The organism is Phenylobacterium aquaticum, from assembly GCF_022695515.1.
GTDB lineage: Bacteria > Pseudomonadota > Alphaproteobacteria > Caulobacterales > Caulobacteraceae > Phenylobacterium > Phenylobacterium aquaticum.
Window position 1 is genome coordinate 75,019 of sequence record NZ_JALDPT010000017.1, and the last position, 26,794, is coordinate 101,812.

General features: G+C 69.6%; 24 protein-coding genes, 1 other RNA gene and 3 pseudogenes. 27 read left to right on the forward strand and 1 reads right to left on the reverse strand.

Features of this window, described 5'->3' with window-relative positions; all coding sequences use genetic code 11:
* Position 1 precedes the first annotated feature (1 nt).
* The 26 genes and pseudogenes from MQH10_RS14065 (at position 2) to ftsA (ending at position 24,415) form a co-directional block, all read left to right on the forward strand.
* Entirely contained in the window at positions 2 to 418 is a 417-nt protein-coding gene (locus MQH10_RS14065; RefSeq protein WP_242564667.1) for an endonuclease domain-containing protein, read from the forward strand.
* Positions 419 to 430: 12 nt separating this feature from the next.
* Positions 431 to 1,575, forward strand: a pseudogene (locus MQH10_RS14070) (acyl-CoA dehydrogenase family protein).
* 347 nt (positions 1,576 to 1,922) lie between these two features.
* Positions 1,923 to 2,057 carry a hypothetical protein gene (locus MQH10_RS14075; RefSeq protein WP_242564668.1) on the forward strand — a complete coding sequence of 45 codons (135 nt, stop codon included), beginning with the start codon at positions 1,923 to 1,925 and terminating at the stop codon, positions 2,055 to 2,057.
* Between the two features lie 57 nt (positions 2,058 to 2,114).
* Positions 2,115 to 2,708, forward strand: a complete 594-nt coding sequence (locus tag MQH10_RS14080; protein WP_242564669.1) for a DUF3052 domain-containing protein — start codon at positions 2,115 to 2,117, stop codon at positions 2,706 to 2,708.
* A 73-nt stretch (positions 2,709 to 2,781) separates the two neighbouring features.
* The gene (locus MQH10_RS14085; protein ID WP_242564670.1) at positions 2,782 to 3,381 is read left to right on the forward strand and encodes a DMT family transporter; all 600 of its coding nucleotides are present in this window, start codon (positions 2,782 to 2,784) and stop codon (positions 3,379 to 3,381) included.
* Positions 3,321 to 3,674 carry a DMT family transporter gene (locus MQH10_RS14090; RefSeq protein ID WP_242564671.1) on the forward strand — a complete coding sequence of 118 codons (354 nt, stop codon included), beginning with the start codon at positions 3,321 to 3,323 and terminating at the stop codon, positions 3,672 to 3,674. Before MQH10_RS14085 ends, MQH10_RS14090 begins: the two co-directional genes overlap by 61 nt.
* Before the next feature lie 10 nt (positions 3,675 to 3,684).
* Positions 3,685 to 4,404 (forward strand): N-acetylmuramoyl-L-alanine amidase, encoded by a 720-nt coding sequence (locus MQH10_RS14095; RefSeq protein ID WP_242564672.1) that lies wholly within the window; start codon positions 3,685 to 3,687, stop codon positions 4,402 to 4,404.
* Between the two features lie 19 nt (positions 4,405 to 4,423).
* Positions 4,424 to 4,963: a GNAT family N-acetyltransferase gene (locus MQH10_RS14100; RefSeq protein ID WP_242564673.1), complete on the forward strand. Its 540-nt coding sequence runs from the start codon at positions 4,424 to 4,426 to the stop codon at positions 4,961 to 4,963.
* 35 nt (positions 4,964 to 4,998) lie between these two features.
* Positions 4,999 to 5,381, forward strand: an RNA gene (rnpB, locus tag MQH10_RS14105) — RNase P RNA component class A.
* A gap of 380 nt (positions 5,382 to 5,761) precedes the next feature.
* Positions 5,762 to 6,229, forward strand: a complete 468-nt coding sequence (locus MQH10_RS14110; protein ID WP_242564690.1) for a division/cell wall cluster transcriptional repressor MraZ — start codon at positions 5,762 to 5,764, stop codon at positions 6,227 to 6,229.
* Between the two features lie 5 nt (positions 6,230 to 6,234).
* Positions 6,235 to 7,166: pseudogene (rsmH, locus tag MQH10_RS14115) on the forward strand (16S rRNA (cytosine(1402)-N(4))-methyltransferase RsmH).
* On the forward strand, positions 7,163 to 7,486 hold the full coding sequence (ftsL, locus tag MQH10_RS14120) for a cell division protein FtsL (protein ID WP_242564674.1): 324 nt from the start codon (positions 7,163 to 7,165) through the stop codon (positions 7,484 to 7,486). The pseudogene rsmH and the gene ftsL overlap by 4 nt, the downstream one beginning before the upstream one ends.
* Positions 7,483 to 9,225, forward strand: coding sequence for a peptidoglycan D,D-transpeptidase FtsI family protein (locus tag MQH10_RS14125; RefSeq protein ID WP_242564675.1), 1,743 nt, complete (start codon positions 7,483 to 7,485; stop codon positions 9,223 to 9,225). The genes ftsL and MQH10_RS14125 overlap by 4 nt, the downstream gene beginning before the upstream one ends.
* A complete protein-coding gene (locus tag MQH10_RS14130; protein ID WP_242564676.1) occupies positions 9,225 to 10,691 on the forward strand; it encodes a UDP-N-acetylmuramoyl-L-alanyl-D-glutamate--2,6-diaminopimelate ligase in 1,467 nt (488 codons plus the stop codon). The genes MQH10_RS14125 and MQH10_RS14130 overlap by 1 nt, the downstream gene beginning before the upstream one ends.
* Positions 10,684 to 12,078 (forward strand): UDP-N-acetylmuramoyl-tripeptide--D-alanyl-D-alanine ligase, encoded by a 1,395-nt coding sequence (locus MQH10_RS14135; protein ID WP_242564677.1) that lies wholly within the window; start codon positions 10,684 to 10,686, stop codon positions 12,076 to 12,078. The genes MQH10_RS14130 and MQH10_RS14135 overlap by 8 nt, the downstream gene beginning before the upstream one ends.
* A complete protein-coding gene (mraY, locus tag MQH10_RS14140; RefSeq protein ID WP_242564678.1) occupies positions 12,078 to 13,187 on the forward strand; it encodes a phospho-N-acetylmuramoyl-pentapeptide-transferase in 1,110 nt (369 codons plus the stop codon). Before MQH10_RS14135 ends, mraY begins: the two co-directional genes overlap by 1 nt.
* 18 nt (positions 13,188 to 13,205) lie before the next feature.
* Positions 13,206 to 14,621 carry a UDP-N-acetylmuramoyl-L-alanine--D-glutamate ligase gene (gene murD, locus MQH10_RS14145; protein WP_242564679.1) on the forward strand — a complete coding sequence of 472 codons (1,416 nt, stop codon included), beginning with the start codon at positions 13,206 to 13,208 and terminating at the stop codon, positions 14,619 to 14,621.
* Positions 14,621 to 15,760 carry a putative lipid II flippase FtsW gene (ftsW, locus tag MQH10_RS14150; protein WP_419720777.1) on the forward strand — a complete coding sequence of 380 codons (1,140 nt, stop codon included), beginning with the start codon at positions 14,621 to 14,623 and terminating at the stop codon, positions 15,758 to 15,760. The genes murD and ftsW overlap by 1 nt, the downstream gene beginning before the upstream one ends.
* Positions 15,761 to 15,802: 42 nt before the next feature.
* On the forward strand, positions 15,803 to 16,915 hold the full coding sequence (gene murG, locus MQH10_RS14155; RefSeq protein ID WP_242564680.1) for an undecaprenyldiphospho-muramoylpentapeptide beta-N-acetylglucosaminyltransferase: 1,113 nt from the start codon (positions 15,803 to 15,805) through the stop codon (positions 16,913 to 16,915).
* Positions 16,912 to 18,327 (forward strand): UDP-N-acetylmuramate--L-alanine ligase, encoded by a 1,416-nt coding sequence (murC, locus tag MQH10_RS14160; protein ID WP_242564681.1) that lies wholly within the window; start codon positions 16,912 to 16,914, stop codon positions 18,325 to 18,327. Before murG ends, murC begins: the two co-directional genes overlap by 4 nt.
* Positions 18,324 to 19,232, forward strand: a complete 909-nt coding sequence (gene murB, locus MQH10_RS14165) for a UDP-N-acetylmuramate dehydrogenase (RefSeq protein WP_242564682.1) — start codon at positions 18,324 to 18,326, stop codon at positions 19,230 to 19,232. Before murC ends, murB begins: the two co-directional genes overlap by 4 nt.
* The gene (locus MQH10_RS14170) at positions 19,196 to 19,774 is read left to right on the forward strand and encodes a histidine phosphatase family protein (RefSeq protein WP_242564683.1); all 579 of its coding nucleotides are present in this window, start codon (positions 19,196 to 19,198) and stop codon (positions 19,772 to 19,774) included. Before murB ends, MQH10_RS14170 begins: the two co-directional genes overlap by 37 nt.
* 89 nt (positions 19,775 to 19,863) lie before the next feature.
* Complete coding sequence (locus MQH10_RS14175) at positions 19,864 to 21,240, forward strand: M20/M25/M40 family metallo-hydrolase (protein WP_242564684.1); 1,377 nt, start codon at positions 19,864 to 19,866, stop codon at positions 21,238 to 21,240.
* Positions 21,216 to 22,214 (forward strand): D-alanine--D-alanine ligase, encoded by a 999-nt coding sequence (locus tag MQH10_RS14180; protein WP_419720778.1) that lies wholly within the window; start codon positions 21,216 to 21,218, stop codon positions 22,212 to 22,214. The genes MQH10_RS14175 and MQH10_RS14180 overlap by 25 nt, the downstream gene beginning before the upstream one ends.
* Positions 22,150 to 23,067: a cell division protein FtsQ/DivIB gene (locus MQH10_RS14185; RefSeq protein ID WP_242564686.1), complete on the forward strand. Its 918-nt coding sequence runs from the start codon at positions 22,150 to 22,152 to the stop codon at positions 23,065 to 23,067. Before MQH10_RS14180 ends, MQH10_RS14185 begins: the two co-directional genes overlap by 65 nt.
* Position 23,068: 1 nt before the next feature.
* Positions 23,069 to 24,415, forward strand: coding sequence for a cell division protein FtsA (gene ftsA / locus MQH10_RS14190; RefSeq protein WP_242564687.1), 1,347 nt, complete (start codon positions 23,069 to 23,071; stop codon positions 24,413 to 24,415).
* A gap of 77 nt (positions 24,416 to 24,492) precedes the next feature.
* Here the strand turns inward: ftsA and MQH10_RS14195 are convergent, their stop codons facing one another.
* Complete coding sequence (locus MQH10_RS14195; protein ID WP_242564688.1) at positions 24,493 to 24,813, reverse strand: hypothetical protein; 321 nt, start codon at positions 24,811 to 24,813, stop codon at positions 24,493 to 24,495.
* Positions 24,814 to 25,442: 629 nt separating this feature from the next.
* Between MQH10_RS14195 and ftsZ the strand changes: the two are divergent.
* Positions 25,443 to 26,794: pseudogene (ftsZ, locus tag MQH10_RS14200) on the forward strand (cell division protein FtsZ); the annotation flags it as partial.

The following is a 26,794-nucleotide window of genomic DNA, read 5'->3' on the forward strand; positions in this document are numbered from 1 at the left end:
GGTGCCGGAGCGAACGCCAGGAGCTTTGCACAGGTCGGATCGCGCCTCGGGAATTTCGAGGCGCACGCGTCGAACGCCGACCCGCGCTGAAGCCAAACTGTGGCAGGGTCTCCGCCGACTGGAGATCCAGGACACCCACTTCCGACGTCAGGCCCCGATGGGGACTTACGTGGTCGATTTCGTCTGTCATTCGGCTCGATTGATCATCGAGGTGGACGGCGGGGTTCATGCTCTCGATCAAGTCGCCCTGCGCGATTTCGAGCGAGAGACCTGGCTCAAGGGACGCGGCTATCGTGTCCTGCGGGTCTCGAACGACGAGGTCATGAGCGACATAACATCGGTGCTGGAGCGGATTGTCGCCGCGCTCAGAGCCGACACCCCCACCCCAACCCCTCCCCGCAAGGGGGAGGGGCTCTAAGGAGGAAATCACATGGATTTCAGCTTCACCGAAGAACAGTCGATGCTCCGCGACACCGTCGCGAGCTATCTGTCGGACAACTACAGCTTTGATCAGCGTCGCGCGGCCCTGAAGGCCGAGCCGCGCTGGCGTCCGGACGTCTGGAAGGCGTTCGCCGAAGAGCTCGGCATCCTGGGCGCCCCGTTCGCCGAGGAGCTTGGCGGCCTGGGCGGCGGCGTCACCGAGAACATGGTGGTCATGGAAGAGCTGGGTAAGGCGCTGGTCGTCGAGCCCTATCTCGGCACCGTGGTGATCGGCGGCGGCTTCCTGAAGCACTCGGCCTATGCCGGCGCCAGCGACGTGATCGGCAAGATCATCGCCGGCGAGGCCATCATCGCCTTCGCCTATGCCGAGCCCCAGGCCCGCTACACTTGGCAGGACCTGAAGACCACGGCCAAGAAGGACGGCGCGGGCTATGTGCTGAACGGCCACAAGGCGGTCGTGATCGGCGCGCCCTACGCGACCCACCTGATCGTCACCGCTCGCACCGGCGGCGGCCAGCGCGAGGCCCAGGGCGTGTCGGTGTTCCTGGTCGAGAAGTCGGCCAAGGGCGTCACCACCCGCGACTACCCCACCGTCGACGCTTCCTGGCTTCGGAAGTCTATTTCGAGAACGTCTCGGTCGGCGCCGACGCCCTGATCGGGGCCGAGGGCCAGTCGCTGGCCCTGGTCGAGAAGGTGATGGACGAGGCCGTGGCCGCGACCTGCGCCGAGGCCTGCGGCGTGCTGCGCAAGCTGCACGAAGGCACGCTGGAATACACCAAGCAGCGCAAGCAGTTCGGCCAGCCGATCTCGTCCTTCCAGGTGCTGCAGCACCGCATGGTGGACATGTTCATCCAGCTCGAGCAGTCGATCTCGATGACCTATATGGCCACCATCAAGCTGACCGACACCGACGTCGAGCGGGCCAAGGCCGTCGCCGCGGCCAAGGTGCAGATCGGCAAGGCCTGCAAGTTTGTCGGCCAGAACGCCATCCAGCTGCACGGCGGCATGGGCATGACCGACGAAATGGCCATCGGCCACTACTTCAAGCGCGCCACCATGATCGAGGGGGCCTTCGGCTCCACCGACCACTATCTGGCCCGCTACGAGACCCTGTCCCTGGGCGCCGCCGCCTAAGGACTGTCTGAGACATCCCGCACCCGGGCTTAAAGTCCGGGTGCGGATGATTTCCCCCGCGCCGGGACAAGGGCGCCTTCCTCCCAAAATCAGGCCTGACCGACCGCCTTTTGCGCTGCGGCGCGCCGTCGCGTCTGGTGATTTTGGTTTTCAAAAAATTCAATGAAAACAAACATAATGCCGAATATCCGTAGGCTGAATTAGTCCGTAGGCGGATTTAATTCTTGCCATTGAGCGCGGCTGTGCCGATCCTTGCCTGGACGCGTTGACGACTAGGAGGGTGAGAGCCCCTGGAAGCCGCTCCGCGTCTCTTTCTGGCTCAACCGGCTGGTCAAGGAGACGCCGACATGACCGTATCGAAGATGGACCACGCTATGCTGTCCTTCGCCTTTCTGGGCAGCCTTTCGGCGCCCGCCCGGCGCAATGACAAGCGTCCGCCCAAGGCGCCCGCGGCCCAGGACGCCAAGCGCGCCGAGCGGTAGTCCGGGCTTGCCCGCCAGGCTTCTGTCCCGCTATCGGCAGGGACCTGGGAGACGCACATGGGCAAGGACGCGACGGTCCGCGCGACATTCACCGACGGTCCTGAGGAGGGGCGGCTGCAGTTCGAGGCCGGCCGGCTGCTGTTCCGCGGCGCCCGGCGACGGGTGTTCGAGGGCGAGGCCCTGGCTGGCCTGAAGGCCGAGGGCGAAGACCTGGTCCTGGCCGACGGCAGCCGGTTTGCGCTGGGCGCCAAGGCGGCGGTGAGCTGGGCCCAGGCGATCCTCAACCCCAAGGGGCGGCTCGACAAGATCGGCGTGAAGCCCGGCATGCGGGTGGCGGTGGTCAATGTCGCCGACGCGGATCTGGCGGGGGAACTGGCCGCCCGGGATGCGGCCCCGGTCGGCGACCTGAGCGATCTCGACCTCTTATTCTATGGCGCCGACAGCCCCGCTGAACTTGACCGGATCCCGGAGCTCATTCCCGCCCTGGCCGAGAAGGGCGCGCTCTGGATCGCGTCGCGCAAGGGCAAGGCCGCCACGCTCAAGGACGTCGAGGTGATGGCGGCGGCCAAGGCGCACGGTCTGGTCGACAATAAGGTGGTGGGCTTTTCCGACACCCTGACCGCGCTCCGATTCACCCGTCGGCGCGTCTGACACAGGGCATGAGACATCGGGGCGCGGCCGATTGCGGTTGCCCCGCGGGGAGAAGCAGGCTTAAGCCACGGCCATGGCGCTTCGCGACTTCGCCCTCATGGTCCTGGTCTGCCTGATCTGGTCCTCCAACAATATCGTCTCCAAGTTCGTGGTCAGTCACATGGGCGTGGAGCCGCTGTTCTATGCGGCCCTGCGCTTCGCCATCGTCGCGGTGGCGGTGTGCCGCTGGCTCCTGCCGGCGCCGCGGCCGCTGTGGCGGCTGGTGGTGGTGGCGCTCTTGATGGGCGGCGGCAATTTCGCCCTGATGTTCGTGGGGCTGAAGACCTCCAGCCCCTCTTCGGTGGCGATCGTCAGCCAGCTGGGCGTGCCCATGACCGCGGTGATGAGCTGGTTCATGCTGGGCGAGCGGCTCGACGCCCGCCGGGCCTTCGGCGTGGCCCTGACGCTGGCCGGCGTGCTGCTGGTCATGTGGGACCCGCGCGGCCTGCACGCCTCCTTCGGTCTGCTCTATGTGGTCGCCGCCACGGTGCTGGGCTCGCTGGGCGCGGTGATGATGAAGCAGATGCCGGGCGTGAAGCCGTTGCAGTTCCAGGCCTGGGTCGCTTCGCCTCGATGTTTCCGCTGTTTGTGCTGTCCTTCTGGCTGGAGCCCGGCGCCTGGCGCGGGGCGGTGAACGCCGGCCAGCCCTTTGTCGCCGCCGTGCTGTTCTCGGCCCTGATCGTCTCGGTCAGCGCCCACACCGCCTATTACGGCCTGATCCAGCGCTATGAGGCGACGCTGGTCTCGCCGCTCACCCTGATGACGCCGCTCGGCACCATCGCGCTCGGGGTGATGATCACCCATGACAGCTTCGGCCCGCGGATGGCGATCGGCTCGGCCATCGCGCTCGCCGGCGTGCTGGTGATCGCCTTGCGGCCGAACCAGATCATGAGCCTGCTGCTCGCCTTACGGCCCAGGTCGCAATAGGCTGTCCCGCATGGACCTGATCGACGCGCCTTCGCCCAATTTCGACGCTCGCAAGAGCCCGCCGGACATGATCGTCCTGCACTATACCGGCATGCAGACCGGGGAGGCGGCGCTGGCGCGGCTGCGCGACCCGGAGGCCAAGGTCAGCTCGCACTATCTGGTCGAGGAGGACGGGCGGGTCTTCCGGCTGGTGCCCGAGGAACGGCGCGCCTGGCACGCCGGGGTGTCGTCCTGGAAGGGGCAGACCGACATCAACGCCCGCTCGATCGGGATCGAGATCGTCAATCCGGGCCATGAGTTCGGCTATCGCGACTTTCCGGAGGCCCAGGTCGCTGCGGTGATCGCCCTGGTCGGCGAGATCCGCGGCCGCTGGAAGGTCGAGGACGGCTATATCGTCGGCCACTCCGACGTCGCCCCCGACCGCAAGGAAGATCCCGGCGAGCTGTTCCCCTGGAAGCGACTGGCCGAGGCCGGCCACGGCCTGTGGATTGAACCGCCCGCCGCGCCCGGCGACCCGCTGGGCGAGGGGGAGGAGGGGGCCGGGGTGTTCGCCCTGCAGGCGGGCTTCACCCGGCTGGGCTATGACTGCGCGCCGTCGGGGGTGTTCGACGCCCACACCACCTCGGTCGTCCGGGCCTTCCAGCGCCATTGGCGGCCGGACAAGGTCGACGGGGTGGCCGACGGCGAGACCCGGGCGCGGCTGATCGGCCTTCTGAGACTGGGGACGTGAGCGCGGACGCCGCGGCCCGATGAACCTGACCCGCCAGACCCTGCAGGCTGGCGCCTATAGCCTGCGGCCTCTGGCGCGGGGCGACGCCCGCGATCTGCTGGCCCTGTTCGGCGACCCGGCGGTGGTCCAGTTCATGGATATCGAGCCGCTGACGGCGATCGACCAGGCCCGCGACATCATTGATTGGGCCCGCGAACTCGCCGAGCGCGGCGACGGCCTGCGCTGGTCGATCCGGCGCGCGGGGGAGGGGCGCCTGATCGGCACCTGCGGTTTCAACACGATCGAGCTCGAGCGCGGCCGGCGCGGCGAGGTGGCCTATGATCTGGCCCAGGCCGAGTGGGGCAGGGGCGTGATGAGCGAGATCCTGCCGCATGTGATCGCCTACGGCTTCGGGGCCCTGGGGCTGCACCGGCTGGAAGCCATGGTGACGGTCGGCAACGGCCGCTCCTGCGCCCTGCTGGAGCGGCACGGCTTCCAGCGCGAGGGGCTGCTGCGCGATCACGCCTGGTGGAAGGGCCGCTACTGGGACCAGCTCATCTATGGGCGGGTGGCCGATTGACCCCGGGGCCGGGCCAGACCATGGTCCGCGCGGAACCAGACGGCCGGGCGGTCGCTCTCACCTTCGGGTGGGGGAGGAAAGTCCGGGCTCCACGACGACATGGCGGCGGGTAACGCCCGCCGGGGGCGACCCCAGGGATAGCGCCACAGAGAGCAGACCGCCTGGCCCTCGGGTCAGGTAAGGGTGAAAGGGTGCGGTAAGAGCGCACCGCGGACCCAGCAATGGGGACGGCATGGCAAGCCCCGCCAGGAGCAAGACCGAATAGGGACCACGCGCCGGTTCGCCGGCAGGGCTGTCGTAGGCTCAGGGGTCCGGGTAGGTCGCGAGAACCGTCCAGCGATGGGCGGTCCAGAGGAATGATCGCCAATGCCCGTTTCGGCGGGCGGCACAGAACCCGGCTTACAGGCCGTCTGGTTTCCGTCTCAACAGTTGAGCTTATCGCCCCATTTTGGGGGTGTCGGTCAGTGACGCCGACCCACCAATCCGCCCGCTGAACATTTGACGGCGCTGTCAGGTGCGGCGTGTTGTCCACAGCTCCTGCGGCGCGCGGTCGCTATATTTAACAGGTTCGCTGTATGTTCTGTGGATTGTTTACGCGCGTTAACCATAAGTCGGCGCGACATCTTTGTTTCTGCGCCAAATAGTCATTTGGAGTCATTGTCACCCAATTGAGCCCGTGTTAACCCAATCGCTGTTCGGTAGGACCCTGAGGAGCCGTTTTTGCGGGGCGTCGGGGCGCCATCGCGGACATGGCAGGGACGGCCCGTGCGGGGGCTTTCCGAACTGGGGCGCGGCGGGATGTTCGTCTCGACGTTTGAGAAGCAGCTGGATTCGAAGCGGCGCATCGTCGTGCCGCAGGAGTTCCGCGCGCTCGCCTCTGGACCTTTTGACGGAATCTTCTGCTTTCCCTCTATCGAAGCTGATTGCATCGAAGGTGGGGGCAAGGCCTTGTTCGACCGTTACCTCGGGGTGATCGAGGAGCTTGATTTCGGCGATCCGCTGCGGTCGGCGCTGGAAACCTCCATCCTGGGCGGCCTGGCCAAGCTGAGCTTCGATCCCGCCGGCCGCGTCACCCTGCCGGAAAACTTGTGCGACCTGTTCGGCCTGACCGACAATGTCGTGGTGGTCGGCCTGGGCGACCGGTTCCAGATCTGGGAACGGGAAGCGTTCCAGGCCCACCGCGCCGCCCAGCGCGAATTGGCCCGCGAGGGCCTGGCCCAGATGCGCGGCGCCCAGCGCGCCGCCCGCGCCGGAGCCGGCGCATGAGCGAGATCGCCGACGCCCCCCATGTCCCCGTCCTGCTGGACGGCGTGATGGAGGTCCTGGAGCCGTCCGCCGGCAAGCACATCGTCGACGGCACCTTCGGCGCCGGCGGCTATAGCCGCGCCTTCCTGGCCGCCGGGGCCCAGGTCACCGCCTTTGACCGTGATCCCAGCGCGCGCCGCTTCGCCGAGGGGCTGGGCGACCGCTTCCGCCTGGTCGAGGGCCGCTTCTCCGAGATGAACGCGGAACTGGGGGAGGGCGCCGTCGACGGCGTGGCCCTGGACCTGGGCGTGTCCTCCATGCAGCTGGACGAGGCCGATCGCGGCTTCTCCTTCATGCGGGACGGCCCGCTGGACATGCGCATGGGCGCCGACGGCCCCACCGCCGCGGACCTGGTCAACACCGCCGAGCCCAACGACCTGTCGCGGATCTTCTGGATCTATGGCGAGGAGCGCAATGCGCGCCGGGTGGCCGCGGCATCGTGCGTCGCCGGGCCGAGCAGCCCTTCACCCGCACCCTGGAGCTGGCCGAGTTCGTCGAGCGGGTCCAGGGCGGCCGCCGCGGCGCCAAGGTCCATCCCGCCACCCGCGTGTTCCAGGGCCTGCGCATCGCCGTCAATGACGAGCTGGCCGAGCTTGAGGCCGGGCTGGTCGCCGCCGAGCGGGTGCTGAAGACCGACGGCCGGCTGGCCATCGTGACCTTCCATTCGCTGGAGGACCGCATCGTGAAGGCGTTCCTGACCCTGCGCGCCGGCCGCACCCCGGCAGGGTCGCGGTATCTGCCGCCGGTCGAGGTGACGACCCAGCCGAGCTTCCAGCTGCTGTTCAATGGCGCCCGCCCGCCCTCCGAGGCCGAGACCGCCGCCAATCCGCGCGCCCGCTCCGCCAAGCTGCGCGCGGCCGTCCGCACCGCCGCTCCGGTCTGGAAGGAGGCCGCATGAGCCTGCTCGAACGCCGCGTCCGCGGCTTCCGCCTGGTCGACCTGGTCGCCGCCGGCCTGCTGATCGCGCTGATCCTGTCGCTCTACCTGGCCAAGACCTTCGCCGGCCGCGAGCGCAGCGAGATCGCCACGGTCGAGCACCAGATCGACGCCGAGCACGAGCGCATCCGCCTGCTGCAGGCCGAGGTCAGCCACCTGGAGCAGCCGGCCCGGATCGAGAAGCTGTCCAGCCAGTATCTCGGCATGGTCCCGATCTCCGCCAAGCGCGAGACGACGCCTGAGGGCCTGGCCGAGGTCGCCCGCCGGGGGCCGAACTCATGAGCCTGGCCCATAACGGATTTCCCGCGCCGGGCTGGCGCTGGCTGAAGGCCAGGCTGTGGGGCCTGGAGCACGCCTTCGAGCGGGCCAAGGCGGCCGGCAAGGCCGAAGACGACACGCGGATCCGCATCTTCTTCGTGCTCGCCCTGTTCGCCGCCGGCTTCCTGACGCTCGCGGCCGGCGCGACGCGCATGGCCCTGTTCCCCGCCGATCACGGGTCGGACTTCGCAGGTCCGGTCGGGGCGGCGCGGGCCGACATCGTCGACCGCAACGGCGCCATGCTGGCGGCCGACCTGCTGCACTACGGCCTCTATGTCGATCCGCGCGAGATCTGGGACCTGGCCGAGACCCGCCGCGCCCTGCACGCGGCCCTGCCGGACCTGCCGCTCGCCCGGCTGGACAAGGCGCTGAACTCGCCCCGCCGGACCTTCCTGGTCGGCGGCCTGACCCCGGACGTGCGCGGCGGCATCCATGACCTGGGCCTGCCGGGCGTGACCTTCGAGCCGGAGTCCAAGCGGGTCTATCCGCTGGGCCAGACCGCCGCCCATCTGATCGGCTTCGCCGACACCGGCGGCGAGGGGCTGTCGGGCGCCGAAAAGGCGCTGAACGATCCGATCCGCCTGGCCACGACCAATCACCAGTCCGTGCCGCTCTCCATCGACCTGCGGGTGCAGGCGGCGCTGGAGGACGAGGTCGGCAAGGCCGCGGCCTCCTTCGGGGCCAAGGGCGCGGTCGGCATCGTGACCAATGTGCACACCGGCGAGATCCTGGGCCTGGCCAGCTATCCGACCTTCGATCCGAACCAGGCGGGCAAGTCCTCGCCCGACGCCATGCTCAACCGCGCGGCCTCGTCGGTCTATGAGATGGGCTCGACCTTCAAGGTCTTCACCATCGCCATGGGGCTGGATTCCGGCACCACGACGCTGACCTCGACCTTCGACGCCAGCCAGTCGCTGACCATCGGCGGCCAGACCATCCACGACTACCACAAGGGCGATCACGTCCTGTCGGTGGCGGACATCTTCATCCACTCCTCCAACATCGGCACCTCGAAGATCGCCCTTCAGGCCGGAGGCGGCACGCTGACCAAGTACTTCCGGGCGTTCGGCCTGATGAAGGCGGCCCCGATCGAGCTGACCGAGAGCGCGCGGCCGATCCTGCCGCGCACCTGGAACGACAACGCCATCGCCTCCTCGTCCTTCGGCCAGGCGATCTCCGTCTCGCCGATCGCGGTGGCGGCCGGCATGGGATCGATCCTCAACGGCGGCACCTATGTGCCGCTCACCATCCGGCCGATGAAGCCGGGCGCGCGTCCGACCGGGCCGCGGGTGGTGTCGGAGGAGACCTCGCGGGCCATGCTGGACCTGATGCGGGTCAATGTGGTGCGCGGCACCGGCGGCAAGGCCGACGCGCCGGGCCTGAGGGTCGGCGGTAAGACCGGCTCGGCCGAAAAGGCCATGGGCGGGCACTATGTGCGCGACAAGCTGGTCGCCTCCTTCGCCGCGGTGTTCCCGGCCGACGGTCCGCTGGAGGCCGACCGCTATTTCGTGCTGATCCTGATGGACGAGCCTAACGGCACGCCCGAGACCTATGGCTTCCGCACCGGCGGCTGGACGGCGGCCCCGGCGGCCGGCCGGGTGATCGACCGGATCGCGCCGTTCCTGGGCGTGTCGCGCCGCATGGACGCCTTTGACGCCCAGCCCAAGGTCGTGGCGACCCAGCTCCTGGCGGACGATCACTGATGGCCGTCACGCTTTCCCAACTGGTCCGCCGCGACCTGCCTCAGGATCCCGAGATCACCGGGGTTACGGCCGACAGTCGCAAGGTGAAGCCGGGCTTCCTGTTCGCCGCCCTGCCGGGCTCGAAGGTCAATGGCCGCGAATTCGCCGGCCGGGCCGTGACGGCGGGGGCCGCCGCGATCCTGTCGGCCGAGGACATGGCCGGCATGGGCGTGCCGGTGGTCCGGGTCGATGATCCGCGCCGGGCCTATGCGCTGGCCGCGGCCGCCTTCTGGCAGGTCCAGCCGCCGGTCGTGGTGGCGGTGACCGGCACCAACGGTAAGACCTCGGTCGCCGCCTTCTGCCGCCAGATCTTCAATGCGCTGGGCCACAAGGCGGCCAGCATGGGCACGCTGGGCGTCTACGCCACCGGCCCGGGCGGCTTCGCCGAGCAGCTGACCCCGCCGGGCCTGACCACGCCGGACGCCGCCGATGTCGCCGAGCTGATGGCGAAGCTGGTGGGCCTCGGCGTCACCCACCTGGCCATGGAGGCCTCGTCGCACGGGATCGACCAGCGGCGCCTGGACGGGGCGAAGCTGACCGCCGCCGGCTTCCTGAACCTGACCCAGGACCATCTGGACTATCACGGCACCATGGGGGTCTATCGGGCCGCCAAGCTGCGCCTGTTCGACACCCTGTTGCCGCGCGGCGCGACCGCCGTGCTGAACGCCGATTCCGACGCCTATGACGCCTTCGCCGGCGCCGCCGTGACGGCCGGCCAGACGGTGATGAGCGTGGGCGTCGAAGGCCAGGGCCTGACGCTCGCGGCGCGGACCCCCACGCCGGGCGGCCAGACTCTGACGGTGGAGGCCGAGGGCCGCAGCTTCCAGGTGAACCTGCCGCTGGTCGGCGCCTATCAGGCGTCCAATGCGCTGGTGGCGGCCGGCCTGTGTGTGGCCGCGGGTGAGCCGCTCGACCGGGTGCTGGCCGCGCTGGAGACCATCGAGGGCGCGCCCGGGCGGCTGCAGCGGGTGGGCGCGAACGCCGCCGGCGGCGAGGCCTATGTCGACTACGCCCACACCCCGGACGGGCTGGAGACCGTGCTCAAGGCGCTGCGTCCGCACGTGACCGGCCGGCTGATCGTGGTGTTCGGGGCCGGCGGCGATCGCGACCGCGGCAAGCGGCCGATCATGGGCAAGATCGCCTCGGACTTCGCCGACATCGCCATCGTCACCGACGACAATCCCCGCACGGAAGTCCCCGCCGCCATCCGCGCCGAGGTCATGGCCGGGGCCCGCAGCGCCCGCGAGATCGGCGACCGCCGCGAGGCGATCCGCGCCGGGGTCGCCCTGCTGGGCGCCGGCGACGTGCTGGTCGTGGCCGGCAAGGGCCATGAGGACGGCCAGACCATCGGGGACGTCGTCCATCGCTTCAACGACGTGGTCGAGGTCGCGGCCGCCCTGAAGGGTGTGGAGGCGGCCTATGTCTGAGCCCCTCTGGACGGCCGAGGAGATCGCGGCGGCGACCGGCGGCCGGGTGGCCGGCGACTTCCATGCGCAGGGCGTCTCCATCGACACCCGCTCGATCGAGCCGGGCGACCTGTTCGTGGCCCTGGCCGGGGTTCGCGACGGCCATGAGTTCGTGGCGCCGGCGATCGCCAAGGGCGCGGCGGGGGCCCTGATCTCCCAGCCTGTCGACGCGCCTGCGGTTATGGTCAATGACACCTTTACGGCCCTGGAGGCCCTGGGTGTCGCGGCCCGCGTTCGGGCTGCGCAAGCCAAGCGCGGGGCGGTGACCGGATCGGTCGGCAAGACCAGCGTCACCCAGGCGATCCGCGCCGGCCTGGCGCTGGCCGGCCGCTTCCATTCCTCGGTCAAGAGCTACAACAACCATATCGGCGTGCCGCTGACGCTGGCCCGCATGCCCCGCGACACCGAGCGGGCGGTGTTCGAGATCGGCATGAACCACGCCGACGAGATCACCCCGCTGTCGAAGATGGTCCGGCCGCACGCCGTGGCGATCACCACGGTCGGCCCGGTGCATGTGGAGAACTTCCCGGACGGGGAGGCGGGCGTCGCTCGCGCCAAGGCCGAGATCTTCGACGGGATCGAGCCGGGCGGCGTCGCCGTGCTGAACGCCGACAATCCGTGGTTCGGGTTCCTGAAGGACGCGGCCCATAAGGCCGGCGCCCACGTCCGCAGCTTCGGGGCGGCGGAGGATTGCGACGCTCAGCTGGTCGACTTCGAGCCCCATGCCGGCGGGGCGCGGGTCAAGGCGCGGCTGCACGGCAAGGCGCTGGATTTCACCCTGCTGCAGTCGGGCTTCCACTGGGGCCCCAACAGCATGGCGGTGCTGCTGATGCTGGAGGCGCTGGACGTCTCGCTGGAGGACTCGCTGGCCGCGCTGGCCGCGTTCCAGCCGCTGGAGGGCCGCGGCGCCGAGCGCCGCGTCCGCCTGCCGGGCGGCGTCTTCACCCTGGTCGACGAGAGCTACAACGCCAATCCGGTCTCCATGGCGGCGGCCATCGCCTCGCTCGGCGCCCGCGCGACGGAGGGGCGCAAGATCGTCGCCCTGACCGATATGCTGGAGCTGGGGGAGGGGAGCCCGCAGTACCATGCGGACCTCGCCGGGCCGCTCGAGGCTGCGTCGATCGATCGCGTCTTCTGCGCCGGTCCGCTGATGAAATCGCTCTGGGACGCCCTTCCGCCGACTCGAAGAGGCGGCTACGCCGTTACAGCGGCGGAGCTGGCGCCGCTGGTCGCACGGGCCGTAGAGCCCGGTGATCTGGTGATGGTGAAGGGGTCCAACGGCTCAAGCGCAGGCGTGGTGGCAACCGCGCTCGCGGCGCTCGGCGCACGTTCGGAAGAGGTGGGCTGATGCTCTATTGGTTATACGAGCAGTTGTCGGCCGGCGGTCACGTCCCAGTCCTCAACCTCCTGAAATATCTGACGTTCCGCACAGGCATGGCGCTCGCCACCGGCCAGCTGGTGGTGGTGCTGATGGGTTCGCGCTTCATCCGCTGGATGAAGGCCAAGCAGGGCAAGGGCCAGCCGATCCGCGCCGACGGGATCGAGCGCCACATCGTCGAGAAGGCCGGCACGCCGACCATGGGCGGGGTGATGATCCTGGCCGGCCTGCTGGTCGGGACCCTGCTGTGGGCGGACCTCACGAACGTCTATGTCCAGGCGGTGCTGCTGGTCACGGTCGGCTACGGGATCCTGGGCTTCACGGACGACTACGCCAAGGTCACCAAGCAGAGCACGGCCGGGGTCTCAGGCCTCGTGCGCCTGGGCCTCGAAGCGCTGATCGCCGCGGCCGCCATCGCCCTGATCATCGTCCACCCGCACGCCCCGCCGGAGCAGGCGGGCCTCGCGACCTCCGTCGCCTTCCCGCTGCTCAAGGGGCTGCTGCTGAACCTCGGCTGGTTCTATGTGATCTTCGGCGCCTTCGTGATCGTCGGCGCGGCCAATGCGGTGAACTTCACCGACGGCCTGGACGGCCTGGCCACGGTGCCGGTGATGATCGCCGCCGCCGCCTTCGGGTTCATCGCCTATCTGGTCGGCAACTTCCTGTTCGCCCGGTATCTGCAACTGCATTTCGTCCAGGGCGTGGGCGAAGTGGCGGTGTTCTGCGGGGCCATCATCGGCGCCGGCCTGGGCTTCCTCTGGTACAATGCGCCGCCGGCCAAGATCTTCATGGGCGACACCGGCTCCCTGGCCTTGGGCGGGGCGCTGGGCGCCGTCGCCGTCTCGACCAAGCATGAGATCGTGCTGGGGATCATCGGCGGGCTGTTCGTGCTCGAGACCCTGTCGGTCATGATCCAGGTCGCCTCGTTCAAGCTGACCGGCAAGCGGGTGTTCCGCATGGCGCCGATCCACCACCACTTCGAGAAGCTCGGCTGGTCGGAATCGACCGTCGTGATCCGCTTCTGGATCATCTCGGTGATGCTGGCCCTGCTGGGCCTCGCCACCCTGAAGCTGCGATAGGGAGGGCGGGCGACAGTCATGATCCCGGTCCGAGGCTTCGAAGGCAGGACGGTGGCCGTGTTCGGTCTGGCCCGTACGGGTCTGGCCGCCGCGCGCGCCCTGATCGCCGGCGGGGCCAAGGTCGCGCTGTGGGACGAACGGCCCGAGGGCCGCGCCGCCGCCGAGGCCGAGGGGCTTCCGCTGGTCGACCTGTCGACCGCCGACTGGTCGGACTTCGCCGCCCTGATGCTGTCGCCGGGCGTGCCCCTCACCCATCCCAAGCCGCATTGGACGGTGGATCGGGCCAAGGCCGAGGGCGTCGAGATCCTGGGCGACATCGAGCTGTTCGCCCGCGCCGTGAACGCCGCGCCGGAGCACAAGCGGCCCAAGGTCGTGGCCATCACCGGCACCAATGGCAAATCGACGACCACCGCCCTGATCGGCCACATCTGCGCCAGCGCCGGCCGCGACACCCGGATCGGCGGCAATATCGGCTATGGCGTCCTGGGCCTCGACGACATGCACGGCGGGGCCGTCTATGTGCTGGAGCTCTCCTCCTACCAGCTGGACCTGACCTCGAGCCTGAAGCCCGACGTCTCGGTGATGCTGAACATCTCGCCCGACCATCTGGACCGCCATGGCGGCATGGAGGGCTATGTCGCCGCCAAGCGCCGGATCCTGCTGAACCAGGGCAAGGGCGACACGGCGGTCATCGGGGTGGACGATCCCTGGGGCCAGCGGATCTGCACCGAGATCACCGCCGCCAATCGCCGGACCATCGTGCCGATCTCGGCGTCGAAGGCCATGGGCCGGGGCGTCTATGCGCTGCAGGGCCTGCTCTATGACGCCACCGGCGAGCGGGCGACCGAGGTCGCCGACCTGCTGCGCGCGCGCTCCCTGCCGGGGCGGCACAACTGGCAGAACGCGGCCGCCGCCTACGCCGCCGTGCGCGGCCTGGGCATCTCGCCGGAGGAAGCCGCCGAGGGGCTGATGAGCTTCCCGGGCCTGGCGCACCGGATGGAGACCGTGGGCCAGGTCGGCCGGGTGCGCTTCGTCAACGACTCCAAGGCCACCAACACTGACGCGGCCCGCCAGGCCATGTCGAGCTATCCGAAGTTCTACTGGATCGCCGGCGGCCAGCCGAAGACCGGGGGGATCGAGTCCCTGGCCGACCTCTTCCCGCGGATCGAGAAGGCCTATCTGATCGGCGAGGCCAGCGAGGCCTTCGCCGAGACCCTGAAGGGCAAGGCCCAGGTGGTGGAGTGCGGCGATCTCGCCTCGGCCACGGCGCGGGCCTATGCCGACGCCGCCGCCAAGGGGCAGGACGCCATCGTCCTGCTGTCGCCGGCCTGCGCGTCGTTTGACCAGTTCACCGATTTCGAGGCGCGCGGCGAAGCCTTCCGCGCCGCGGTCCAGGGGCTGAGCGTGCCCCAGCCCAAGGGAGCCTGCGCCTGATGGCCAATCCCGCCCACGCCTTTTCCCGGTCGGACCGGACCCAGGTGGGGCTGTGGTGGTGGACCACCGACCGCTGGCTGCTGGGCGCGGTCGGCGTGCTGATCGTGCTCGGCGTGCTGATGTCCTTCGCCGCCAGTCCGGCGGCGGCGGCGCGGATGAATGTCGGCGATCCCTTCCACTTCGCGGTCCGCCAGTGCTTCTTCGCCGCGACCGGGGCCGTGATCCTGATCTCGATCTCCATGCTGGACATCCGAGGGGTCCGGCGGGCGGCCTTCTTCATCTATCTGGTGGCGATCGCCATCATGATCGCCCTGCCGTTCTTCGGCCATAACGCCAAGGGCGCGACCCGATGGCTGGAGTTCGGCGGCTTCTCGCTGCAGCCGTCGGAGTTCATGAAGCCGGCCCTGATCATCCTGGTCGCCTGGATGTTCGCCGAGGGCCAGAAGGGCGAAGGCGTGCCGGGCGTTTCCATCGCCTTCGGCCTCTATTTCCTGTCGATCGGCCTGTTGCTGATCCAGCCGGACGTCGGCCAGACCGTGCTGATCACCGTGGCCTTCGGCGCCGCCTTCTGGATGGCGGGGGTGCCGCTGTCCTGGGTGATGCTGTTGGGCGGGGTGGCGGTGGCCGGCCTGTCCTCGACCTATTTCCTGTTCCCGCACGTGGCCAGCCGGGTCGACCGGTTCCTGAGCCCGGAGACCACCGACACCCACCAGGTCGACCGCGCCGCCGAGGCCATCGCCAATGGCGGCCTGTTCGGCCGCGGTCCCGGCGAAGGGGTGATGAAGCGTCACGTGCCCGACCTGCACACCGACTTCATCTATTCGGTGGCGGCCGAGGAATATGGCCTGATCTTCTCCCTGATCCTGATCTCGCTGTTCGCTTTCCTGGTGATCCGCGGGCTCTACAAGGCGATGAAGCTGAACGACCCCTTCCAGCAGGTGGCCGCCGCCGGCCTGTTCGTGATGGTCGGCGAGCAGGCCTTCATCAATGTGGCGGTGAACCTGAACATGATCCCGACCAAGGGCATGACCCTGCCGTTCATCTCCTATGGCGGCTCGTCCATGTGGGCCATCTGCCTGACCCTGGGCTTCGCGCTCGCGCTCACCCGCCGACGTCCCGGGGCCTACGCCCAGGGCTAGAAGAGCTACCCATTCCGCCGCCTTTCACCTAAACGGGCGCCTATGCGTAAAATCGCCGTCGTCGCCGCCGGTGGCACCGGAGGCCACCTCTTTCCCGCCCAGGCGCTCTCCGAAGCCCTGATCGCCCGCGGCTGGCGGATCGTGCTGGCCAGCGACGAGCGGGTCGCCGCCTTCGCCGAGAGCTTCCCGGCCGAGGAGCGGATCGGATTGTCGGCCCGCACCTATAAGCCGGGCGATCCGGTGGGCCTGGCGCTCGCCGGCCTGTCGATCTTCCGCGGCGTGCTGCAGGCCCGCAACGCCTTCAAGCGCATCGACCCGGCCGTTGTGGTGGGCTTCGGCGGCTATCCGTCGGTGCCGGGCCTGCTGGCCGGGATCACCCAGGGCCGCCCCACTGTGCTGCACGAGCAGAACGCGGTGATGGGCCGCGCCAACCGGCGGCTGGCCGGCCACGTCCGCGCCGTCGCCTGCGCCTTTCCGATCCTGCAGAAGGCGCCGGCGCGCGTCGCCCAGAACGCCGTGGTGGTCGGCAATCCGGTGCGGCCCGAGATCGCCGACCTGTTCGACAAGCCCTATCTGCCGCCCGAGCCGGACGGCACGCTGCGCCTGTTGATCACGGGCGGCAGCCAGGGCGCGCGGCTGTTGTCCGAGCTGGTGCCCGAGGCGATCGCCAAGCTGCCGGAGGACTTGCGCAACCGCCTGCGCATCCAACAGCAGACCCGGGCGGAATCCATGGACAACGCCCGGCGCGTCTACGCCAACGCCAATGTCCAGGCCGAGATCGCGCCCTTCTTCCGCGACATGGCCACCCGTCTGCGCCAGGCCCATCTGGTGATCGGCCGTTCCGGCGCGGGCTCGGTCTGCGAGTTCGCCATCGCCGGCAAGCCCGCGATCCTGGTGCCGCTGGCCATCGCGCTCGACGACGACCAGGGCCAGAACGCCAAGGTGATGGCCGACGCCGGCGGCGCCGAGGTGGCCCGCGAGAGCCAGCTCACCGTCGACACCCTGTCCAAGGCGCTCGCCAAGCTCTTGACCAATCCGGACCGCCTGGCGCGCATGGCCGCCGGCGCCCGCTCCATCGCCAAGCCAGACGCCGCCGAGCGCCTGGCCGACCTGGTCGAGAAGACCGCCGCAAGCCGACAGGCGCTGCTCACATGACCCGTCGCCGTCCCGTCCCCTTCGAACTCGGCCCCGTGCACTTCATCGGCATCGGCGGCATCGGCATGAGCGGCATCGCCGAGATCATGCTGCGCATCGGCTATACGGTGCAGGGCTCCGACGCCAAGGCGTCCGCCAACACCGAGCGGCTGGAGAAGCTGGGCGCAAAGATCTTCATCGGCCAGGACGGGTCGAATGTCGAAGGCGCCTCGGCGGTCGTCTATTCCACCGCCATCAAGGCCGACAATCCGGAGATGGCCGCGGCCCGCGAGCGCCGCCTGCCACTGGTCCGCCGGGCCGAGATGCTGGCCGAGCTGATGCGGCTGCAGTTCTCCGTGGCGGTCGGCGGGACCCACGGCAAGACCACCACCACCTCGATGGTCGCGGCCCTGCTGGACGCCGGCGGTCTGGACCCGACCGTGGTCAATGGCGGGATCATCAACGCCTATGGCACCAACGCCAAGGTGGGGGAGGGCGACTGGATCGTGGTCGAGGCCGACGAGAGCGACGGCACCTTCCTGAAGCTGCGCTCGACCTGCGCTGTGGTCACCAATATCGACCCCGAGCACCTGGACCACTACGGCGACTTCGACGCCGTGCGGAAGGCGTTCCGCGACTTCGTGGAGAACATTCCCTTCTACGGGTTCGCCGCGGTCTGCACCGACCACCCCGAGGTCCAGGCCATGGCCGCGCGGGTCGAGAACCGCCGCCTGGTCACCTATGGCACCAATCCCCAGGCGCAGATCCGCGCCGAGAAGATCACCATGGGCCCGGACGGCTCGCGGTTCGACGCGGTGATCGCGCCGCTGGAAGGCCCGACCTTCCGCTGGGCCGACCTGCACCTGACCATGGCCGGGCACCACAATGTCATGAACGCCCTGGCCGCCATCGCCGTGGCCCGCGAGCTGGGCGTGACCGAGGCCGCGATCCGCGAGGGGCTGTCGGGCTTCGAGGGCGTGCGCCGCCGCTTCACCACCACCGGCGTGGCCGGCGGGGTGCGGGTGATCGACGACTATGGCCACCATCCGGTGGAGATCGCCTCGGTGCTGAAGGCCGCCCGCGCGGTGACCGAGGGCCGCGTGATCGCCGTGGTCCAGCCGCACCGCTATTCGCGCCTGCACGACCTGTTCAACGAGTTCTGCGGCTGCTTCAACGACGCCGACGTCGTGGTGGTGGCCGATGTCTACGCCGCAGGGGAGGCGCCGATCGAAGGGGCCAGCCGCGACGGCCTGGTGGACGGCCTGCGCCGGTTCGGCCACCGCAAGGCGCTGGCCCTGAACACGCCGGCCGAGCTCGCCCGACTGATCAAGGCCGAGGCCAAGCCCGGGGACCTCGTGGTCTGCCTGGGCGCCGGCGACATCACCAGCTGGGCCTACGCCCTGCCGCCCCAGCTCGAGGCGCTGTCGGCGTGAGCTGGAAGGACCACCTTCCCGCCGTCCGCGGCAAGATCCTGCGGGACGAGCCGCTGGGGCCGTTCACCTGGTTCCGGGTCGGTGGGCCGGCGGATGTGATCTTCCTGCCTGAGGACGAAGCCGATCTGGCCGATTTCCTCAAAGGGCTGGATCCGGCGGTTCCGGTCATTCCACTGGGCGTCGGCTCCAACACGCTGGTCCGCGACGGCGGGGTCGAGGGCGTGGTGATCCGCCTGGGCAAGGCCTTCGCCAAGGTCGAACCCCGCGGCGGCGCCCGCATCTTCGCCGGCGCCGCGGCGCTCGACGCCATGGTCGCGCGCGAAGCGGCCAAGGCCGGGATCGCGGGGCTGGAATTCTATCGCGGCGTGCCCGGCTCGATCGGCGGGGCGACGGTCATGAACGCCGGCTGCTATGGCGCGGAGACCAAGGACATCCTGGTCGAGGCCTATGCGATCACCCGGGCGGGCGAGCGGGTCACCTTCTCCAACGCGCAGATGGGGTTCTCCTACCGCAAGTCGGCCAAGGCGGCGGAGGGCGGACTGATCTTCACCGGCGCCCTGTTCGAGGGGCGGCCCGACGATCCGGACGCCGTCGAGGCCCGCATGGCCGAGATCACCGCCAAGCGGGAGACCACCCAGCCCATCCGCGAGAAGACCGGCGGCTCGACCTTCAAGAACCCGCCGGGCCACTCGTCGTGGAAACTGGTGGACGAGGCGGGCTGGCGGGGCAAACCCTATGGCGGCGCCATGTTCTCGCCCCTGCATGCGAACTTCCTGATCAATACCGGGGAGGCCACCGCCGCCGACCTGGAGGGCCTGGGCGAGGCGGTCCGCGCCGATGTGAAGGCCAAGACGGGGATCGAGCTGGAATGGGAAATCAAGCGCATCGGCCGCCCCGCCGGCTGATCCTGGTCAAGCACGGTCAACCGCGCATCGACCCCGACGCCCCGCCCTCGACCTGGCCGCTGAGCGACGAGGGACGGGCGGCTGCGACCGCGTTGGCGGCCCGCCTGGATCGCTTCGAGCCCGCCGCCCTGGTCTCCAGCCCGGAGCTGAAAGCGGTGGAGACCGCGCAGGCGATCGCCGTGGTGCTGGGCCTGCCGGTCAGCCAGGACCCGGACCTGGGCGAACAGCACAATGAGACCGGCGGATTCCAGGACGCGTTGGTGTTCGAGGCCCTGGTCGCCCGGATGTTCCGAGAGCCGCATCATCTGGTGCTGGGCGAGGAGACTGGCGAGGCCGCGCGCCGGCGTTTCGACGCGGCCCTGGATCGGCAGCTGGCCGCCCACCCGGTGGGAACCCTGGTGGTGGTCGCCCATGGCCGGGTGATCTCGCTGTGGGCCGCCCAGGTGCTGGGGATCGACGCCATGCCTCTGTGGAAGCGCCTGGGCCTGGCGACCGCCCTGGTGATCTCGGCCGACCGGGATGACTTCGAGATCGTGGCCTGAAGGCTGCTGACAGGACGCTGGCGGGGGCCGGTTCCCGTGCGGGGAGGGGAGCGCTTGACTCCCGGCCCGGAACGGGCGACCGGCGAGGCATGAAAACGCTTCTGCTCGCGGCCGCCGCCGCCGTCCTGACAGCCGCCTCTCCCGCCGCCGCCGCCGACCTCGGCGCCAACGCCGCCGCCCTGCGCGACAAGGCGCTGAGCGACACCACGGCCTGGAACGTTCTGGAATCCCTGACCACCGAGGTGGGCGGCCGACAGGTCGGGTCCGCGGCCATGACGCGGGCCAAGGACTGGGGCGTCGCCAAGCTGCAGAGCCTGGGCTTCGAGAACGTCCATGTGGAGCCCTTCGTCACCGGCGCCTGGCTGCGCGGCGAGGAGAGCGCCGAGGTCGTGGTTCCCTATCCGCACAAGCTGGCGATCCTGGGCCTCGGCAATTCGACCCCGACGCCGGCGGGCGGGCTGGAGGGCGAGATCGTGCTCTATCGCTCCTACGCCGCCTTCCTGGCCGCGCCGCCGGAAGCGGCGAAGGGCAAGATCGTGGTGGTCACCGGCCGCATGGTCCGCGCCCAGGACGGCTCCGGCTATGGCGCGATCAACGCCCAGCGGACCCGCGGGCCCGCTGAGGCCGCAAAGCGCGGCGCGGTCGCCTATCTGCTGCGCTCGCTCTCCACTGACGACACCCGCCTGCCGCACACGGGCACGGCCGCGCCGGGCGGCATTCCGGCCGCGGCCCTGTCCACGGTCGACGCCGAGCTCCTGGAGCACATGGCCGATCGCGGCCAGCCGATCCGCATCCGCCTGAACCTGCAGTCGACCTATAACCCCAAGGCCCAGGCCTGGAACGTGGTCGGCGAACTCAAGGGCCGCGAGAAACCGGACGAGGTGCTGGTGGTCGGCGGTCACCTGGACAGCTGGGATCCGGGCACGGGCGCCATCGACGACGGCTCGGGCGTCGCCATCGCCACCGCCGCGGCCAAGCTGGCGGCGTCCGCCCATCCGCGCCGCACGATCCGCGTGGTCATGTGGGGCTCGGAAGAGCAGGGCGGCAGCGGCGAGGCCTATGGCGCGGCCCACAAGGCGGAGTCGCCCAATCTGGTGGTCGCCGGCGAGAGCGACCTGGGCGCCGGTCACATCTGGAGCCTGTCGGTTCCCAAGAACAGCCTGTCCCATCCGGCCATGAAGGCCTTCACCGCGGCGATCACGCCCCTGAAGGTGATCGTCACCCCGACCGCGCCCCGGTTCGGCGGCTCGGACATCGAAGGGCTGATGACCAACGGCGTGCCCTTCGTCGACTTCAACCAGGACGCCAGCCGCTATTTCGACCTGCACCACTCGGCTGACGACACCCTGGACAAGGTGGATCCGGCGGAGCTGGCCCAGAACGTCGCGGTGTGGACCGCCTTCCTCTACTCCGTCGCCGACAGCGACATCGATTTCCGCGCATTGGCCGCCCAGGAGTCCAAGTGAGCCTTCCTCTCTCCGGCCGTCATGTGGCCCTGCTCTATGGCGGTCTGTCCTCCGAGCGGGAGGTCAGCCTGGTCTCAGGCCGCGAATGCGGCGCGGCGCTGGAGCGCCTGGGCGCCAAGGTTACTTATGTCGATGCGGGGCGTGATCTCGCCCAGGTGCTGGCCCGGCTGAAGCCCGACGTCTGCTTCAACGCCCTGCACGGGGAATGGGGCGAGGACGGCTGCGTCCAGGGGATCCTCGAGACCCTGCAGATCCCCTATACCCACTCCGGCGTGCTGGCCTCGGCCCTGGCCATGGACAAGGCCAAGGCCAAGGCGGTGATGGCCGCCGCCGGGGTCACGGTGCCGGGCGGCGGGCTGTTCAATCGCTTCGAGGTCGCGGCCGACCACGTCATCGCCCCACCCTATGTGGTGAAGCCCAATGCGGAGGGGTCCTCGGTCGGGGTGTTCATCATCATGGAGGGCGCCAATCGTCCGCCCCAGGAGGTGGTCGCCCCCAGCTGGACCTTCGGCGAGCAGGTCATGGTCGAGCCCTATATCCAGGGGCGCGAGCTCGCCGTGGCGGTCATGGACGGCAAGGCGTTAACGGTTACAGACATCGTCGCCGCCACCGGTTTCTATGATTACGAAGCCAAGTACGGAGAGGGCGGTTCGCGCCACATCCTACCGGCCGAACTTCCGGGCCATGCCTTTGACAAGGCGTTGGAATTGGCCGAGCGGGCGCATGCTGCGCTTGGTTGTCGCGGCGTTACCCGCAGCGACCTCCGTTATGACGACATTAACGACATTCTGGTCCTATTGGAGGTCAACACACAGCCCGGCATGACGCCGACTTCGCTCGTTCCCGAGCAGGCGGCGCTGAAGGGTGTGGGGTTCGACCAACTGGTGCTTTGGATCACGGAGGATGCTTATGCCCGCGGCGTTGCGGGGGGGATCGCGCGTTCAGGCGAAACCCCGGGCGAAAGCACCCGCTAGCTCCAAGGCGCGCTCCCAGGCCAAGCCCCGGGGGGCGGCCCCGATCCCGCACGCCAAGTTGCGCGCGGCTCAGGTGGTCGGCCTCTCTCCGCAGAACGCCCTGATCGGCGCGGCCGGCCTGATGGCCGTCGCCCTGATCATCACGCTGGCGACCGGCCACCGCGCCGAGCACCTGGCCCAGGGCATCGAGACCGCCATCGACAGCGAGTTCGGGGCGGTCGGATTCAAGCTCAATTCCGTGCGGGTCCAGGGCGCGTCGCCCATGGCCACCGCCGACATCCTCAAGGCGGCGGGCGTCTACAAGGACCAGCCGCTGCTCGGCCTAGACCTTGAGGCCCTGCGCCAGCGCGTCGAGGCGGTGGGCTGGGTCAAGCAGGCCAGCGTCGTGCGCCTGCTGCCCGACACCCTGGTGCTCAAGGTCGAGGAGCGCCGCCAGCTCGCCGTCTGGCAGCATGGCGGCCGCAGCGTAGTGATCGACGACCACGGCCGGGTGATCCCCGAGGCCGAGTCCGCCAAGTTCCCGACCCTGCCGCTGATCGTCGGCGACGGCGCCAATGAATATGCGGCGACGATCCTGCCGGCCGTGGCGGCTCAGCCGCGGCTGATGGAGCGGCTGGAGGCCCTGGTGCGGGTCGACAACCGCCGCTGGGATCTGCGGCTGAAGGACGGCTCACTGGTGCAGCTGCCGGCTGTCGACGAAGAGGCCGCCCTGATCCAGCTGCAGCAGCTGGACCAGAAGTCGCGGATTCTCGAACTGGGTTTCGAGCGGATCGACCTGCGCGATCCCTCGGTGGTGGCGGTGCGGCCGCGAGACGGGGCCCTGCCGGGCCAGCTCGTGGCGAATGGCGTTTAAGATGAAGGGCCAGACGACTTTGGCGACCCGCGCAGAAGCACGGAAAGAAGGCCGGGACGGACTGAAGGCGGCGCTTGGACGCCAGCCCGTCGTGGCGGCTGTCGACCTGGGCGCGTCCAAGGTCGCCTGTTTCATCATGAAGCCCGACGGCATCCGCCGCGGTGACCGCACCTTGACCACGGCCGGCGTCGGCTATGTGCAGTCGCGCGGCGTGAAGGGCGGCTCGATCGTCAATCTGGACGAGGCGTCCGACGCCATCGCCCAGGCCGTGGAGCGGGCCGAGAACGTGGCCGGCGTGCAGGTTCAGGGCGTCACCGTCTGCACGGCGGGCGGATCGCTCACCAGCCATCGCGTGGCGGGCCGCGTCTCCCTGGGCGCGCGGGCCATTTCCGACGGCGACCTGGTGCGCGCCATCCATGCGGCTCTGGCGCAGATCAAGATTCCGGGCCGTCGCGCGGCCCACATCCTGCCCGTGGCCTGGTCGGTGGACGGCCAGTCCGGCATCCGCGACCCACGCGCCATGTTCGGCCGCTCGCTGGGCGTGGAGCTGCTGGTGGTGTCGGTGTCCGAGGCGGTGTTTCAGACGCTCGGCGCCTGCGTCGAGCGCGCGCACCTGCAGTTCGAAGGCGTGGTCGCCGCGCCCTTCGTCTCGGCGCTCGCTGCCCTGGAAGAAGACGAGATGGATCTCGGCGCGGTCTGCATCGACATGGGCGGCGGCTCGACCTCGGCGGCGGTGTTCGCCGGCGGCAGCCTGATCCATGTGGAGACCCTGCCGGTCGGCGGCAGCCACGTGACCGCAGATATCGCCCGCGGCCTGTCGACCTCGGTCGCCGGCGCCGAGCGCATCAAGACCCTGCATGGTTCGGCCATCGCCTCGGCCAATGAGGATCGCGAGATGATCGAGGCGCCGCCGCGCGGCGACGATCCGGGCGCCGGTCCGGTCATCGCCCCGCGTTCGCTGCTGAAGGGCATCATCGCCCCCCGCGTCGAAGAGACCCTGGAACTGCTGCGCGACCGCCTGAAGGCTTCCGGCGCTCCGGTCGAGCCGGGCGCGGGCCTGGTCCTGACCGGCGGCGCGAGCCAGCTGGCCGGCGTGCGGGAAGTGGCCGTGCGGGTGTTCGACCGTCCGGTCCGCCTGGGCCGTCCGCGCCGGGTGCCGCACCTGGCCGACGCCGCGTCCGGTCCGGCTTTCTGCGCGGCGGCCGGCGTGCTGCACCGCTCGGCCTTCGGGCCCCGCGAGGCGGTCTCGGCCAAGACGCTCGCCAGCGCCAAGCTGCGCCGCGAGCCGCTGGACCCCCACGCCAATCCGGTCGCCAAGGCCGCGGCCTGGCTGCGCGAGAACCTGTAGAGCCCCACAGGCGACAACGCCGCCGAGCTAAGGCTCGACGGCGCGTATCGGCTCTGATCGCCCCTGGGGCTTGAGGCCTATTGCTTGCTCCAGGTCGTGTTGTTCGACCAACGGATGGTCTTGCCGTCGAACGTGCCGGTCAGGGTGCGGTCGTCGGGGAAGGTCACGGTCAGGTTGCCGCCCGAGCAGGTCCCGTAGGCGTTGGGTCGGCCGTTCGCCAGGGTGAGGTTGACGGTCTTGCCGTCCTGGCCGACCACGATGGCGGTGACGTTACCATAGTAGCCGCTGAGGCCGTTGCAGGGGGACTCCGCGTGAGCGGCTCCGGCGGCCGCGGACAGGGCGGCGGCGGAGAGGGCGGCGGCGCCCAGGGTCACAAGGTTCTGGCGAAGGGTCTTCATGGGTCTGCTCCAAGTTTGACGGGGGAGGCGAGTGAACGCGTTCGCCGCCCGAGCATCGGACCGGCGATCCGCTCGAGCCCCGTCCCCCGGTCACGGCCCGCGCGGATGTCTGACGCCGTGGGACCGGTTCGGGGCGGGCTTGGCGGCTCGCCCTGGCGTGGTCCTCACAACTCAGGCGGGCGAGCATAGGGAGCGGCGCAGCCGGGCGAACTGAACGACCGGACAGTCGGCTTTGGACGAACGTACAGGGCGGTGAGCCCCCGCGGCGTCTCTAACCAAAGATTGCGTCGGCCGCCCAATGCACGCGGCGCTGGGGAATTCGACACCGGTGGCCAAGGTGCGACTCAAAAGCGACTCACTCCCGGCCTAGGACCGAATCTGACAACTGTCGGAACGCTCTAAGGTTATCGTGAGACAGGATGTCGCAGTTCAGAAGCATGGTTAACGCGCAAGCCTTGTGCGCTAACAAATTTTGCTCCGTGACCGGCTCGACTGATCTCCGACTCGCCTTATGCAGTTAACCGCCAATTAACGATGGTGGGCGCTTCCTTAACGCCTACCGTCGCGGGGTTCCGGCCAGCGGGCGCCGAAGTCCCAAGAGCAGACTGACGGAGGACGCGAGAGGTCCCATGGCTATTGCACTTTCCGCGCCGCGCGCGACCGAGTTGAAGCCGCGCATCGTCGTGTTTGGTATCGGCGGGGCGGGCGGCAACGCCGTCAACAACATGATCGAGGCTGGGCTGGAGGGCGTCGAATTCGTCGTCGCCAATACCGACGCCCAGCAGCTTTCGTTCTCCAAGACCGACCGGCGCATCCAGCTCGGCGTTCAGGTGACGCAGGGCCTCGGCGCCGGCGCCCACCCGGAAGTCGGCATGAGCGCCGCCGAGGAGTCGATCCCCGAGATCGGCGAGCATCTCGACGGCGCCCACATGGTGTTCATCACGGCGGGCATGGGCGGGGGCACCGGCACCGGCGCCGCGCCGATCATCGCCAAGTGCGCCCGTGAGCGCGGCATCCTGACGGTGGGCGTGGTCACCAAGCCCTTCCACTTCGAGGGCCGTCACCGCATGCGTCTGGCGGAGGCCGGCATCAGCGAACTGCAACGCTATGTCGACACCCTGATCGTCATTCCGAACCAGAACCTGTTCCGGGTCGCCAATGAGCGGACCACCTTCGCCGAGGCCTTCGGCATGGCCGACCAGGTCCTGCACTCCGGCGTTCGCTCCATCACCGACCTGATGGTTCTGCCCGGCCTGATCAACCTCGACTTCGCCGACGTCCGCACGGTCATGACGAGATGGGCAAGGCATGATGGGCACCGGGGAGGCGTCCGGTGAGGACCGCGCCCTGATGGCCGCTCAGAACGCCATCCAGAACCCGCTGCTGGACGAAGTCTCGCTGAAGGGCGCCAAGGCCGTGCTGGTCAATGTGACCGGCGGCCTGGACATGACCCTGCTGGAAGTCGACGAGGCGGCTAACGCCATCTCCGAACAGGTCGACCCCGAGGGCAACATCATCTTCGGCGCGGCCTTCGACCCGACCCTGGAAGGCATGATCCGCGTGTCGGTGGTCGCCACCGGCATGGACGGCGCCTCGATCGCGGCCATCGAGCCGAAGATGGAGCGTCGCCCGCTGCAGGCCCCGCCGCTGCGTGCGCCGGAACCGGCCCGCCCCGTGGGCTATGTCGCCCCGCAGGTCGCCGCCGAGCCGGTCCGCTCGATCTATGCGACCCCGGCGGCCCAGACCTCGCGCTATGTCGAGCCGCCTGTCGCTCAGCAGCCGCAACCGCAGCCTCAGCAAGCCTACGCCCCTCCGCCGGCCCCCGCGCCGGAACCGGTGATGCGCAGCTACGAGCCCGCGCCGGCCCCGCCGCAAGCCGACCTCTACACGCCGGCCCCCGCGCCGGCGCCGGCGAGCCGGTTCGCGTCGAACCCCAGATCACGGCCGCGGCCCGCCCGCAGCCGAGCTATGCGGCCCAACC